This window comes from Arthrobacter sp. UYEF3 (assembly GCF_040546245.1).
Taxonomy (GTDB): domain Bacteria; phylum Actinomycetota; class Actinomycetes; order Actinomycetales; family Micrococcaceae; genus Arthrobacter.
In genome coordinates, this window is record NZ_JBEPNK010000023.1 from 1 (window position 1) to 13,525 (window position 13,525).

A 13,525-nucleotide genomic window follows, 5' to 3' on the forward strand; every position below is an offset into this window, starting at 1 on the left:
GATTCTCTCCCAAGGCCCTCACCTCAGCCGAAACAACCTCCCGCCCCGGACTCCTCACGCGGCAACGCTGAATACACTCTCAATTCTGAAGAGCCGAATATTGTGCCAGACTGCGCACGAGCGCTGGAACCACGAGCCTGGACACCGGCCTTTAGCGGCACTACCCTCGTGCGCGAGGGCCACGACATCGTGCTCGTCGCCGAACTCATGGGCCACGCCCGGCTGGAGACCACCCGCCGCTACACGAAACCATCCGAAACCGACCGATAAACCACAGGTGTGGCAGGTTTCAGGCGTACTTGGGTCCTACCCCAAGGAGACGAGGGTGGGTCATGCCTCGGGCGAGAATGGTTCTCGCAACGGGCGCAGCCCGTCGAGCGGGAGCGTGGTGAAAGCGTAGCGGCCGAGCATGTTGATATGGGCATCGGCCAGAGGTGACACTCTCGCGATGTCAGCGTCGGAGATCTCCTCTCCGGCTTCGCGTAGTGCCTTGACTGAGGCGTCGGTGTACCTGGTGTTCCACAGCACGACGGCGTTCAGAACCAGGCCAAGCGCGCCGAGCTGGTCTTCCTGCCCCTCGCGGTAGCGTTGGTGGATCTGCCCGCGCCGGCCGTGGAAGATCGCACGGGCCAGGCGGTGCCGGGACTCCTGGACGGTCAGCTGTGTGTTGATCGAACGCCGGTAGGTCTCGTCCGTCGGGTCGACCAGGGCCAGCAGGTGCAGGGTCTTGGCTATGCGCCCGTACTCCACAATCGCGGTGCCCAGCTGGGACGGGGACCCATTGTCCCGGGTGAGCATCCGCAGCACGTCGTAGGCGCGCACCGTCCCGGTCGCCAACGATGCTGCCACGCGGGTCATGTCATCCCAGTGTCTGGAGATCTTGTCCAGGTTGATCTTGTGCCGCGCGACGTCATTGATCGCCCCGTAGTCGCCCGGCCCCTGGCCGGGGAGCGTGATGCGCCATAGCCGTTGGTCGGACAGGTCCGCGATCCGGGGTGAGAATCGGTAGCCGAGCAGGGTGAAGATCCCGAAGACCATGTCGGAGTAGGACGCGGTGTCAGAGGTGACCATTTCCGGCCGGGGACCGCCGTCCAGGTTCAGTATCGTGTCCAGCACGTAGAGTGAATCGCGCACGGTGCCAGGCACGACGACGGCACCGATGCCGGCGAGCTGGTCGTTGACCGCGTTGAACCATGTCAGGCCTCGGCCGTGGCCGAAGTACTTCGGGTTCGGGGCCGCGTTGATCGTGCGCACAGGGACCACGAACCGCAGCCCGTCCACCGAAGCCAACAGCCCGCCACCCCACGCCGCGGCAATCGGCACACCGGACTGCGCCTGGATCAGCGCCGCGTTCGCGGCCGTGTGCGTTTCGGCGCGCACGTAGTTCGCCTCCACATGCCCCAACCGGTCCCGGGTCAGCGCAGGGTTCCCCTCAGCGACGACGGGGGTGAGCCCGACGTTGCAGGCCTGGGCGATCAGCACCGCGGCAATCGAGACCGGCAGCTCTCCCATGCGGGCCCCGGCGCCGGAGATGTGGGTGTAGGCGTCAAGGAACCCGGTCCAGGAGTGCACCTCCAGGAGGATCTCAGGAAGATCCACCCTGGGCTGCATGTCCGCCACCAGCGCCCGCAACCGGGTCAGTGATGCGGGGACCTCCAAGGCGCCCAGCGGTGCCACCGAGAGTTTCACCCTCCCGTTGCCGTCTTCGACCAGGCGGACGCCCGCCTCGGCACCTGCCTGCCCGATTGCGTCCGCCAGGCCCCGCCAGGCGGCATCGAGCACCTCGGCTTTTGCCGCCAGATGCTCACTCACCGGGCCGTCCAGACTCAACGACCGCAAAGCCGGCTTACGTGCCGCATCCCATGCCGGGCCGTCGAGCAGTTGGGCGCGTGGGTCGCCCCAGCGGGTCGAAGTCATCGCGAACACGTCACGGCGGCGCAGATTCGTGCGCAGTTGCTCCAGCACGCACACCACCCACGCATCCCGGTCCACTTCAACTTCTTCGCCCCGTCCGAAAACCGCCGCATGCCACGCTGGCGGTACCAGCGCCTCGTCGATTTCCTCACGCCGGACCTTGCGCCGGCCCCGCAGCCCGTCCAGTCCCGCCAAGGCGCCCAGCACCTGCTGCCCACCGGGGGTAGCACCCCACGGAACCGTCGTGGCCAGCAGACGCAGGAACGGTGTCACGGTGCGGAACCGGCGCGCCATCTGCTCACGCATCGCACCCTCAGCACCGGTCTCGTCCGGGACGAGCTCACCGACCTGCGCCACCGCATCAGCGATCAGGTCGCGGGCAGCGACCTGTTCCAGGGCCGTCCATGCTGCGGCGACATCGACCTGTTCCCCGGATTCCTCAAGCACGCGCAGCAGCGTCTGTCCGACCCGGGCCAAGACACGCGAGACTCTCTCCAGTTCCGGCATCTTCGCCAGCCGTTCCCATGCCGCGGCACGGCGCGAGGGCCCGAGCACCTTCGTGGCCATCAACAGATCGAACAGGTCCAGCGCATCATCGAGCGCAGAAGCTTCCAACGCCACCATCGTGGCCACCAGTGTCGCCGTACGGCGCGGCTCGGCCAACCGCCGCAACGACTGTGCCTTCGCGCCCAGCCCGTGCCGGGCCAACGCCCGCACCCGCACCCGCACCGCCGGCACTACCGACAAGTCAACCGCCCCGGCCCCGACCGCCCGGATCGCCGCGAGACGGTCCAACGCCTTCTCCAGCTCCGGACCCGAGACCCGCGTCGGGCCCGCCCGGAGCAACTCCAGCCGCGAGACCTGCTCACCCTGGTCCGTGCCGAGCAGACCCCGCAGCGCGGGAGGAAGCCCGGGCCCGGTCCGCTCGGCCGCTGCTGCAACCAGCCCATGCATCCGTGCCTGAGCCTGCTCGCGAGAGAACTGCACCACGCGGACAAGCGTCGTCACACCCGGCAGCAGTACCCGCTCACGGCGAAGCCATGCCGTTGCGTGCTCGAACAACACGGTCGGGCTCTCTCCCTGCGTCCAGGCGCGCGAGAACAAGAACTCCGCCAACTCCCCGGCCGCAGCCCCGGCGTACTCGCGGTACCCGTACACGGCGCGGATCTGACGGGCATGGGCGTTTGCCGTCTCGACACACTCCGTGTAGCGCTTCACCACAGAAGGGTCCAAAATGCCGAGCTGCGCAGCAAGGTAATCAACCGCGCTCCACGGAACATCCAGCGGATCCGTAAGGAACGTCCCCAGAAAACGGGCCGTCCCAAGCTGTAGCGCGAACCCCAGCCGACTGTGATCCCACGCCGCTTCGCTATCAGATCCCGATCGGCATCATCGAGGTAAAAGAACCGCTCCAGATCGGCCCGCGACAGCTTTCCGACGAACCGCCCGAACCCGGCGGCCTTCTCATTACTCAGGAACTCCACCGGCACACGCTACACACTACCCACCAGCGCGAACACCGACGCAGCGAACCTTAGCGCGCAATTTCACGCCGTTACTACCAATACCCCGAAGCGGTGCCTGACGACGCGGTTTCTCCCGAAAGCAGAGCCGCTGTCTACACCAGCGTCGCCGCCGGTGGCCGTTTGCTCCACGAGTTGGAGATCAAACGGTCCCGCTTCATCACAGTGCTGCAACGCACCCCCGACGAGGAAAGTGCCCGCGCCTTGGTCAGCGGGCTGCGCAAGGAATTCCACGATGCCCGCCACCACTGCTCGGCCTTCGTGCTCGGGCCGGACCGCGGGGTGCAGCGCTCCAACGACGACGGCGAACCATCCGGCACGGCCGGGACCCCGATGCTGGAGGCCCTGTTAAAGCGTGAAACCGCCCCCGGCGTGACGGACCTGAGCGACATCGGCGCCGTCGTGGTCCGCTACTTCGGCGGCACCCTGCTCGGGTCCGGCGGCCTGGTCCGGGCCTATTCCGAATCCGTGTCCGCCGCACTGGAGGCGGTGCCTCTCGTCCGGCGGCAGCGGCTGCGGATCTGCTCCGTGGCGGTGCCACTTGCGTCCGCCGGGCGGCTGGAGAACGAACTGCGGGCGGCGGGATATGTGATGGCCGGCGCCAGCTACGACGCGCAGACGGCCGTTCTCCGGCTGGCCCTGCCGGACGACCCGGCCGGGCTGGCGCACGCGGCCGACCGCGTCGCGGCCCTCTCCGCCGGAAGCGCCGCACTGCTCCCGGGAGAATCGGAGTGGTCCGATGTCGCCATCAGCTGAGCCGGTGCCCGTCGTGGCGCTGCTCGACGTCACGGACGCGGTGCTGGAGCGGCTCCTGTCGTTAGCGCTGCACGACGCCGACGCCGACGAGGTCACCCCGCCGCTGGGGACCGCCGAGGGATGGAACACGGAGCGGATCAGCTGGTTCCGTGCCTACCACCACGCCGCCGCGGCCGGGCTCGACGGCCCGGGGCGGCAGAAGACCTGGGCGGTCACTGCGGACGGCGAGCCGGCCGGTTCAGTCCGGCTGCGTCGGGTTCCGGACGGCGGGACCGGGCCCTCGGCGCACCGCGGAGTCGCGCTGGAGACCGGGATCTGGCTGGGCCGAAGCTTCCGCGGGCGCGGCATCGGCCGTGAGGCCCTGCGGCTGGTCACGGCCCAGGCATCGATCGCCGGCGCCAGGCTGCTGGAAGCGGAAACAACGGCCGGAAACAGTCCCGCGCAGGCCCTGCTGCGTTCCGCCGGCGCCGAACTCGCAGCCGGCGGCCAACAAGTCAAAGCACGGCTGAATCTCAGTTAGCACTGCGCGCGGCTTCGTGGCATTCGACTACTTCCGGGCCCCCCGGATCCTACGGACATGCCCCACGCCTCGGCCGAAGAACGGGCATCATGCCACTATGCCCGCCCGTCAGGCCCAGGACTGGACATGTCCTCACCCCGCGCAGACCCCCCGGACACCCGGGCCGCCCGGATCCGGCGGACATGCCCCACGCCACGGCCGAAGAATGGGCATGATGCCACTATGCCCGCCCGTCAGGCCCAGGACTGGACATGTCCTTCCCCCGAGCGGCTTCGTGGCACGCGACTACTTCCGAGCCGCCCGGATCCGCCGGACATGCCCGACGCCACGGCCGAACAATGGGCATCATGCCACTATGCCCGCCCGTCAGGCCCAGGACTGGACATGTCCTCCCAGCGCAGACCCCTAGAGAGCGCACGCAGCCACCGGCGACGGTTACCGGAGCTAGTGCGCGATCTCCCAGATATGTCCCCCCGGGTCGCGGAAGCTAGCGGTGCGGATCCCCCAGGGACGATCCATGGGGCCGTTCAGCAGCTCCACTCCGCGACTGGCCAGCTCGGCGCAGGTGGCGTCGACGTCGTCCACCTGGAGGGTGAACTGCATGCGGGCGCCGGCCTCCGGCGGAGCGACCGGCGCGGGCTGGATCAGCTCCGGCGCTTCCTCCGTCTTCAACAGGTTGATCATGGTGTTGTCGAACTGGAACACGGCGGAGGCGTCGTCCTCGAAGGCCACCGGGAGGCCAAAGACGTCCTGATAGAAGCGCTTGCTGGCGGCCAGATCTTCCACGAACAGGGTGACCGCACCGATGCCCCGCGGCAGGGGACTGACCGACGGACGGGCGTCGAGATGCCCGGTCCCTTTAGAAGTTCCGGCCATGAATAGTCCCTTCGTAGGTGCGATGCCTGATACCTCGTGGGCGCGTCGCGCAGCGTGCCTCTGTGACCTACAAAGTGTGAACTCCGTCAGCCGCGATGGCAAGCTTCACTACCCCTCCCGCAGATATCCCGTGGCGGCATCCGCGGGGGCTGTCCATCCCTGCCCCGCAGCCGATTCCGGCCTGTCCCTACGGACAGGAACAGTGGTTGGATGAAGGCTTGTGGAGACTGATCGATATGTACAAGAGAGGTGTGACATGGAGGACGACCCCTTTGAGCTGTCCCGTTTCGCGGAAGCCCAGGACTCGGCGGGCACTTATCACCATGCGCTCTCGGAGCTCCGGAGCGGGTCAAAGAGGAGCCATTGGATGTGGTTCGTCTTCCCGCAGATCGCCGGCCTCGGAATGAGCCCCACCTCCCGGAAATATGCGATCTCGAGCTTGGACGAGGCGAGGGAGTATCTTCACCACCCGGTGCTGGGCGCCCGCCTGCTGGAATGCGCCCGGGCAGTCCTCGCCGTGGACGGACGAAGCGCGGAGCAGATTTTCGGCAGCATCGATGCACGGAAGCTGCAGTCGTCGTCGACCCTGTTCCTGCGTGCGGCACCCGATGAGCAGGTGTTCCAGCAGATTCTCGACGAGTACTTCAACGGCGGCCCCGACGCAGTCACGGACCGGATAATCGGCTCCGCGCCCTGAACAGCCGCGCCACTCACTCCGCCAGATACTACGAACATGCTCCGCGCCCGCCCGGGCCAGTGGACATATTCGTACTATGTCCAGACCCCGGGCCCTGGACCGGGCATGTCCCCAGGCCTGAGGCCCCGCAGGAACCCGCTGCTTAAACCCAAAGCGGGCCCCTGCACGTGGCAGGGACCCGCCTGAGTCTGCCCGGAGCAACCCGGGCGGTCGGCAATTAGTTGCCGGTCAGCTTTTCGCGCAGAGCGGCAAGGGCCTCGTCAGAGGCGAGCGTGCCCGCACCGGCGTCGGCGGTGGCCGGCTCCGAGGAGTAGCTGGTGGTGCCGGAGTCGCTATCGCCGGACGTGGCAGCGGTAGCGTCATCGGCAGCGTGCTGGGCAACCTGCTTCTTGTGGGCTTCCCAGCGGGTCTGGGCGTCAGCGTACTGCTGCTCCCAGGCGGCGCGCTGCGTCTCGTAGCCTTCAAGCCACTCGTTGGACTCCGGATCGAAGCCCTCCGGGTACTTGTAGTTGCCCTCTTCGTCGTACTCGGCGGCCATGCCGTAGAGTGCCGGGTCGAATTCGGTGGACTCGGCGTCGACGCCCTCGTTGGCCTGCTTGAGGGACAGCGAGATGCGGCGGCGTTCCAGGTCGATGTCGATGACCTTGACGAACAGCTCGTCGCCAACGGAGACAACCTGCTCGGCCAGCTCAACGTGGCGGACTGCGAGCTCGGAGATGTGGACCAGGCCTTCGATGCCGTCTTCAACGCGAACGAATGCGCCGAACGGAACCAGCTTGGTGACCTTACCCGGAACAACCTGGCCGAGGGCGTGGGTGCGGGCGAAGGTCTGCCACGGATCTTCCTGCGTAGCCTTGAGCGACAGGGAAACGCGCTCACGGTCCAGATCGACCTCGAGAACCTCGACGGTGACTTCCTGGCCAACTTCGACAACCTCGGACGGGTGGTCGATGTGCTTCCAGGACAGCTCGGAAACGTGAACCAGACCGTCTACGCCGCCCAGGTCCACGAAGGCACCGAAGTTGACGATGGAGGAAACGACGCCGGGACGGACCTGGCCCTTTTCCAGCTTGTTGAGGAACGTGGAGCGGACCTCGGACTGGGTCTGCTCGAGCCAGGCACGGCGGGACAGCACAACGTTGTTGCGGTTCTTGTCCAGCTCGATGATCTTGGCTTCGATCTGCTGACCGATGTACGGAGCCAGGTCGCGCACACGGCGCATCTCGACGAGGGATGCGGGCAGGAAGCCGCGCAGGCCGATGTCGAGGATAAGACCACCCTTGACGACCTCGATGACGGTACCGGTAACGACGCCGTCTTCTTCCTTGACCTTCTCGATGTCGCCCCAGGCACGCTCGTACTGAGCGCGCTTCTTGGAGAGGATCAGGCGGCCTTCTTTGTCTTCCTTGGTGAGCACCAGGGCTTCGACCTGATCGCCGACGGAGACGACGTCTCCGGGATCAACGTCGTGCTTGATGGAAAGCTCACGGGAGGGAATGACACCTTCGGTCTTGTAACCGATGTCGAGCAGAACTTCGTCGCGGTCGACCTTGACGACGGTACCTTCGACGAGGTCTCCGTCGTTGAAGTACTTGATGGTCGCGTCGACAGCTGCGAGGAAGTCCTCAGCGGTACCGATGTCGTTAATAGCGACTACGGGGGTACCGGGCTTCTCGGTGGAGGTGATGGTCATGTAGTAGGGGCTCCGTTGTGGATAGTTAGTCGGTCAGGCAAACCGTCCCGCCCGCGTCGGCGACACGGGCAAAGAACACGGTGAATCAGAGGCGATCCGCCGGGTCATCCTGATGTTGTGGATTTGGTTGCGCGCACGTAATACACGCCCGCTTATTCTAGTCGTAGACGTCAACGCCGGTCAAAGCGCACCGACGTCCGCGGCGGCGCCGGTGCGTATTTTCCCGTGGCATACCTTCCAGCGGCATACCTTCCCGCGGCAGCCGCCGGCGGCGGGACGCACGGTTAGAAGTGCGTCAGACAGTGCGCCGGGCGTTCGACGGCGAACATACCGGCGGCGCGGAAGGCCGCGCCGGGCGTCGTCTCCTGGATACGCCCTGAGGCCGCCAGGGTGACGGGATGCACTCCTCCGAGGTAGATCGAGGACAGCGCCGACACATCCAGTTCAAGGTCGACGCCGGCGCCGGCTGCGTCCGTAACGACGCCAACTCCCCGGTTCACGTCCAGGGCGAACGTCCCGTCCGTCAGGCCGAGCGGGTCCGCCACCTTCAGCACCAGCCGGCCGTCGGCGGGATAGCGGCGTGCCTCCAGCGCCTTCCCGGCGTCCAGGATCCGCAACCAGAGCATGTCCCGGGCTTCGGACGCGTCGACGCAGCGGGGGTCCTCAAGGGCCCACGGCAGCGGATCGTCGACGGGCGCTTCCTGCCAGGAGACGCGCTCGACGAGGTCGATGGCACCCAGGTATTGCCACAGTTCCAGGTACGCGGGCCGGGTGGCTGCCACCAGGTCGACCACCTCCATCGAGTAGGGCGTGCTGGACCAGCCGCCGAACTTGTAGGAGACGTAACCGTCGACGGCGCCGTCGGGGCCGTAGTGCAGCGCGACCTTGACCTTCGGGTCTTCGGCGTCGTCGCGGCTGATGGAACCGGAGGCGAACTGGCGGTAAAACTCGTGCCGGCCGACGGAGCCCGGCGTGAGGCGGTGGAGGCGGTCGAAGACCAGCGGAGCCAGCTCCAGGAGGACCTTCGGATCGGCCACCTCGACACTGCCCACCGGGGTGTGGTTCAGGACGAAGCGAGCACTGGTGTCCACTTTGATCGACTGTTCCGAGGTCGCCACACCGTAGCCGAACCGGCTGTAGATGGACGCCTCCGAGGCGGTCAGAGCCGCCATCGCCAGGCCTTCCTGCCGTGCCAGGATCAGCTCCTCGGCCATCATGCGGCGCAGCAGGCCGCGCCGGCGGTGCGAGGTCCGCACCGTCACGGCAGTGACCAGCCGGGTGTCCAGCAACCGTCCGAAACCAATGTTCAGTGTCTTGTCCAGCGTGCCGAAGGTCGCGACCGGCACCTCGGCGCCGAGTGAGTGGTCGGCGACCGGCCCGGTCTGGTAGGCGCCGGTCAGCATGCGACGGTCCGCGCGCTGCATCGCGATGCCTGTGTCCACCCGTTCGTCGCTCCGGCGGGCATCGTGGAAGCCGAAGGCTACCGCGCGCATCCACGCGCCGGTCTCCGGGTATGCAGGATCGTCCTTGGCTGCCGGTTCGAACCGGCGGATTTCGTACTGCATTGCCACGTGCTTCTCCCCCTGGAATTCCTGGAACCTTGAAAGAACCGAAAAGCCCGCCTAGTGGCCGGCCTCGAACCAGCTGGTGCCGACGCCGATCTGGACGTCGAGCGGAACGGACAGCTGCGCCGCGGCGCCCATCTGCTCCGTGACCAGCTTTTCGACCGCCTCGCGTTCGCCCCTGGCGACTTCGAGGACCAGTTCATCATGAACCTGCAGCAGCATGCGTGATTCCAGCCCCTGTCCGGCCAGCGCATCGGAGACGCCCAGCATGGCGCGCTTGATGATGTCCGCCGCGGAACCCTGGATCGGTGAGTTCAGGGCGATGCGCTCCGCGTTTTCGCGGAGTTGGCGGTCAGTGCTGGTCAGGTCCGGGAGGTAACGGCGGCGCCCCTCAATGGTCGAGGTGTAACCGTCGATCCGGGCCTGGTCGACGACGCCGCGGAGGTAGTCGCGGACAGCGCCGAACCGGTCAAAGTAGTCCTTCATCAGGGTCCGCGCCTCGTCCACGGAAATCTCCAGCTGCTTGGACAGGCCGAAGGAGGTCAGACCGTACGCGAGGCCGTAAGACATTGCCTTGACCTTGGAGCGCATGGCGCTGGTCACCTGGTCGGTGGGCACGTGGAAGATATTGGAGCCGACGAACCGGTGCAGGTCTTCGCCGTCCTTGTAGGCCTGGATCAGTCCGGCGTCGCCCGAGAGGTGGGCCATGATCCGCATTTCGATCTGCGAGTAGTCGGCGGAGAGCAGGCACTCGTAGCCTTCGCTGACCACAAAGATGCCGCGGACGCGGCGGCCTTCCTCGCTGCGTATGGGGATGTTCTGCAGGTTGGGATTGTTGGAGGAGATCCGTCCCGTGGCCGCTACGTTCTGCGCGTAGGTGGTGTGGATCCGGCCGTCTTCCGTGACGGACTTCTTCAACGATTCCACCATCTGGCGCAGCTTCGCCGACTCGCGGTGCGCCATCAGCTGGACCAGGAATTCGTGCCCGGTCTTTTCCAGCAGGTTCTTGAGCGAGGCGGCGTCGGTGGTGTAGCCCGACTTGATTTTCTTGGTCTTCGGCAACTGCAATTCGTCGAAGAGGACTGTCTGGAGCTGCTTCGGCGAGCCAAGGTTGACCTCATGGCCGATCGCCGCAAACGCCTGCTCCTGGGCGTTGTCGATCACCTTGGCGAGGTCCGAGAGCTGCTCCTCCATGCGCTGCATGTCGACGGCGATTCCCGCGAGTTCCATCTCGGCCAGGACCCGGCTGACCGGCAGTTCAAGGGTAGTCAGCAGGTCCTGGGCCCGGCGGTCCTTGAGCTCCGCTTCGAAGTAGCGGCTCAGGGCCTGGACGACGGCGGCCACGTGGACCAGCGCACCGGCGGCGGCGGTGTCATCGACGTCGAACGCCAGTTCAAGCTGGCCTTCCTTGGCGGCCTCGGTGGAAACAGCGATGTTGAGGTGATGCTGCGCCAGTTCCGCGAGGTCGTAGCTGCGGCGGTCGGGCTGGATGAGATAGCCCGAAATAGAGGTGTCATCCACCACGCCGTCAAGTTCCAAGCCGCGGCCCGACAGCGCCTTCAGGGCATCCTTGAACCCGTGCAGCACTTTGGCTGACTTCGCGTCACGCAGCCAGCTTGCCAGGACGTTTTCGGCGGCCGCATCCTGCCGGGCCAGGTCGACGTAGACGGCGGCGTCGTCCCGGACGATCGCCAGCGCGGCAGCGTCGTAGCCGATCCGGCCGGGCACCAGGTCGAGGGCGACGGCGGATCGCTTCCCGGCACCGGCCGCCAGGAAAGCGTCCAGCTCGGCGGCGTCCGCCGGAGTCACGAAGTCCGGGAGGTCGAGGCTTTCCCGCTCCGCTTCGGTCACTTCACTGCCGTAGAGGGCGAAGAGCCGGGTGCGGATCGTCTTGAATTCGAGGTCGTCGAACAGCTCCTCGAGGGCGGCCTGGTCCGGCCGGGGGTCCGCGAGATCGTCGAGGGTGACGGGCAGTTCGAGGTCGGTGCGGAGCCGGTTGAGCCGCCGGTTGCGCTTGACATCCTCGACGTTTTCGCGGAGGGCGTCCCCCACCTTGCCGCCGATCGCCTCGAGGTTCGCCAGGACCCCCTCAAGGCCGCCGTAGAGGTTGATCCATTTGGCTGCCGTCTTGGGGCCGACGCCGGGAACGCCGGGGAGGTTGTCGGCCGTCTCGCCTACCAGGGCGGCGAGGTCCGAGTACTCGGCGGGGCTGACGAAGTACTTCGCCTGGATGGCGTCCGCGTCCATCCGGGGAATATCGCTGACGCCTTTCCTCGGGTAGAGCACAAACACGTTGTCCGTAATCAACTGGAAGGCATCGCGGTCACCTGACACCAGCAGCACCTCGTACCCGGCTTGTTCACCCATGGCGGCGAGAGTGGCCAGGATGTCGTCGGCTTCCCACCCGGGCATTTTGATGGTCTTGATGCCCCATGCGCCCATGACCTTGTCGATGAGGTCGATCTGGCCGCTCATTTCCCGCGGCGTCTCGTTGCGTCCGCCCTTGTACCCGTCGTATTCGGCCTTGCGGTGGGTGGTGTCATCGGAGACGTCGAAGGCCACAGCCACGTGGGTGGGCTTTTGTTCCTTGATCAGGTTGATCAGCATGGAGGTAAAGCCGTGGACCGCATTAGTGTGCTGCCCTGTGGCCGTGGAGAACTTGTCCGCTGGCAGGGCGAAGAATGCCCGGAACGCCATGGAGTGTCCGTCCAGCACCAGGAGGCGCGGCTGGTCCGTGACGGTAATCACGGGAGCCTCGGTGGCGGAAACCGACACCGCAGCCCGGCTGGAACTGCCGGCAGGCTGGGCCGCAAGGACTGATTCCGGCTCAATCGCCGGGAGAGTGTCAGTTGCGGAAGGGGAAAGGGCCGGTTTGGTAGTTTCGCTCACAGGTGCCAGCCTAGTTCCCATGATCGACAATTTCACGCCAGTTCCGTTCGTCGCCGAACTTGAAGCAGCGGGTGTTCCCGCGGAACTGCACGACTGGCTGGGCCGGATGGGCGTCGGCGCGCTGGTGGTGAAGATGGGGATCCAATTTTTGGAGATGAGCCCGGAACGCACGGTCGCCACCATGCCGGTGGAGGGCAACACCCAGGTCGCCGGAATCCTGCACGGCGGCGCGCATGTGGTGCTGGCCGAAACGCTGGGTTCCTTCGCCGCCGGGATGCATGCGGGGCCGGGGCGCAGGGCGCTCGGGGTCGACGTCGGAGCGACGCACCACCGCGCCATCTCCTCCGGCACGGTGACGGGCACCTGCACCGCCATTCACCTGGGCCGCACCCTCACCACGCACGAAATCGTCATGACGGACGAGTTGGGGCGCCGGCTTTCCACCGCCCGGATCACCAACCTGCTCCGCGACGCCCCCGAGGAGTCGGCCGAATAATCGGCCGGGGTTCTCAGGAGCTGCCGGCGAAGCGGTAGCGGAGTTCCACGACTCCCCGTCCCATGGCGGCCGAGGCGAGCAGCTCCAGCGGCGCCGTCGGGCGGGCCAGCGGGAGCAGCGGCTTCCCGCCGCCCAGCACCACGGGGATGGCCGAGAGGATCAGCTCCGCGAGCAGTCCGGCGTCCGCGAACTGTGCGGCCAGGTTTCCGCCGCCCACCACCCAGACGTTCCGGCCCGCGGCGCTGTCAATTAGGTCTTCGACGAATTCGGTCACGGGTCCTCGGACGAAGGTGATGTCCGTACTCTTCGGGGCCGCCAGTTCGTGGTGGGTGAAGACCCAGCACGGGGTTCCGGGGTACGGCCAGTTGTCGGGTTCGTGCTGCCTGAGCCAGGCGTAGGTTTCGCCGCCCATCACGACGCAGCCGACGTCGGCCATGAAGGCCTCATAGCTTTCCTTGCCGCCGGCGAATCCGTCGAACTGGAGCAGCCAGTCGAGCTGGTCGTCCGCGGTGGCGATGAAGCCGTCCAGGGAGGCCGCCACAAAGTACTGGAATTTCGGCATGGGCCCAGCGTAGCCACTCCCGGATGCCTTTCCC

9 protein-coding genes and 1 pseudogene are annotated in these 13,525 nt (G+C 66.6%); 4 read left to right on the forward strand and 6 right to left on the reverse strand.

The window, feature by feature from the left end; all coding sequences use genetic code 11:
* Positions 1-330: 330 nt before the first annotated feature.
* A pseudogene (locus ABIB14_RS14590) lies at positions 331-3,404 on the reverse strand (Tn3 family transposase).
* An 87-nt stretch (positions 3,405-3,491) separates the two neighbouring features.
* Between ABIB14_RS14590 and ABIB14_RS14595 the strand changes: the two are divergent.
* Both ABIB14_RS14595 and ABIB14_RS14600 read left to right on the forward strand, forming a co-directional pair.
* A complete protein-coding gene (locus tag ABIB14_RS14595) occupies positions 3,492-4,193 on the forward strand; it encodes an IMPACT family protein (protein WP_354236635.1) in 702 nt (233 codons plus the stop codon).
* The gene (locus ABIB14_RS14600) at positions 4,177-4,713 is read left to right on the forward strand and encodes a GNAT family N-acetyltransferase (RefSeq protein ID WP_354236636.1); all 537 of its coding nucleotides are present in this window, start codon (positions 4,177-4,179) and stop codon (positions 4,711-4,713) included. Before ABIB14_RS14595 ends, ABIB14_RS14600 begins: the two co-directional genes overlap by 17 nt.
* 444 nt (positions 4,714-5,157) lie before the next feature.
* Here ABIB14_RS14600 and ABIB14_RS14605 read toward each other — a convergent pair whose 3' ends face one another.
* Entirely contained in the window at positions 5,158-5,589 is a 432-nt protein-coding gene (locus ABIB14_RS14605) for a VOC family protein (protein WP_354236637.1), read from the reverse strand.
* Positions 5,590-5,845: 256 nt separating this feature from the next.
* Here ABIB14_RS14605 and ABIB14_RS14610 point away from each other — a divergent pair, with 256 nt between their 5' ends.
* On the forward strand, positions 5,846-6,286 hold the full coding sequence (locus tag ABIB14_RS14610) for a DUF1810 domain-containing protein (protein ID WP_354236638.1): 441 nt from the start codon (positions 5,846-5,848) through the stop codon (positions 6,284-6,286).
* Between the two features lie 217 nt (positions 6,287-6,503).
* Here ABIB14_RS14610 and rpsA read toward each other — a convergent pair whose 3' ends face one another.
* The 3 genes from rpsA to polA all read right to left on the reverse strand — a co-directional run bounded on the left by rpsA (position 6,504) and on the right by polA (position 12,241).
* Positions 6,504-7,979, reverse strand: coding sequence for a 30S ribosomal protein S1 (gene rpsA / locus ABIB14_RS14615; protein ID WP_354236639.1), 1,476 nt, complete (start codon positions 7,977-7,979; stop codon positions 6,504-6,506).
* Positions 7,980-8,263: 284 nt separating this feature from the next.
* A complete protein-coding gene (locus ABIB14_RS14620; RefSeq protein WP_502909677.1) occupies positions 8,264-9,544 on the reverse strand; it encodes a GNAT family N-acetyltransferase in 1,281 nt (426 codons plus the stop codon).
* A gap of 57 nt (positions 9,545-9,601) precedes the next feature.
* Positions 9,602-12,241 (reverse strand): DNA polymerase I, encoded by a 2,640-nt coding sequence (polA, locus tag ABIB14_RS14625; protein WP_502909678.1) that lies wholly within the window; start codon positions 12,239-12,241, stop codon positions 9,602-9,604.
* A gap of 211 nt (positions 12,242-12,452) precedes the next feature.
* Between polA and ABIB14_RS14630 the strand changes: the two genes are divergently transcribed.
* Complete coding sequence (locus ABIB14_RS14630) at positions 12,453-12,929, forward strand: hotdog fold thioesterase (protein ID WP_354236642.1); 477 nt, start codon at positions 12,453-12,455, stop codon at positions 12,927-12,929.
* A 13-nt stretch (positions 12,930-12,942) separates the two neighbouring features.
* Here the strand turns inward: ABIB14_RS14630 and ABIB14_RS14635 are convergent, their stop codons facing one another.
* Complete coding sequence (locus ABIB14_RS14635) at positions 12,943-13,491, reverse strand: dihydrofolate reductase family protein (RefSeq protein WP_354236643.1); 549 nt, start codon at positions 13,489-13,491, stop codon at positions 12,943-12,945.
* Positions 13,492-13,525: the final 34 nt, after the last annotated feature.

Bases quoted from the DNA above. Each gene is read 5' to 3' on its own strand.
- ABIB14_RS14600 (WP_354236636.1), top strand. From the start codon at position 4,177: ATGTCGCCATCAGCTGAGCCGGTGCCCGTCGTGGCGCTGCTCGACGTC.
- ABIB14_RS14605 (WP_354236637.1), bottom strand. From the start codon at position 5,589: ATGGCCGGAACTTCTAAAGGGACCGGGCATCTCGACGCCCGTCCGTCG.
- ABIB14_RS14610 (WP_354236638.1), top strand. From the start codon at position 5,846: ATGGAGGACGACCCCTTTGAGCTGTCCCGTTTCGCGGAAGCCCAGGAC.
- rpsA (WP_354236639.1), bottom strand. From the start codon at position 7,979: ATGACCATCACCTCCACCGAGAAGCCCGGTACCCCCGTAGTCGCTATT.
- ABIB14_RS14620 (WP_502909677.1), bottom strand. From the start codon at position 9,544: ATGCAGTACGAAATCCGCCGGTTCGAACCGGCAGCCAAGGACGATCCT.
- polA (WP_502909678.1), bottom strand. From the start codon at position 12,241: ATGGCGTTCCGGGCATTCTTCGCCCTGCCAGCGGACAAGTTCTCCACG.
- ABIB14_RS14630 (WP_354236642.1), top strand. From the start codon at position 12,453: ATGATCGACAATTTCACGCCAGTTCCGTTCGTCGCCGAACTTGAAGCA.
- ABIB14_RS14635 (WP_354236643.1), bottom strand. From the start codon at position 13,491: ATGCCGAAATTCCAGTACTTTGTGGCGGCCTCCCTGGACGGCTTCATC.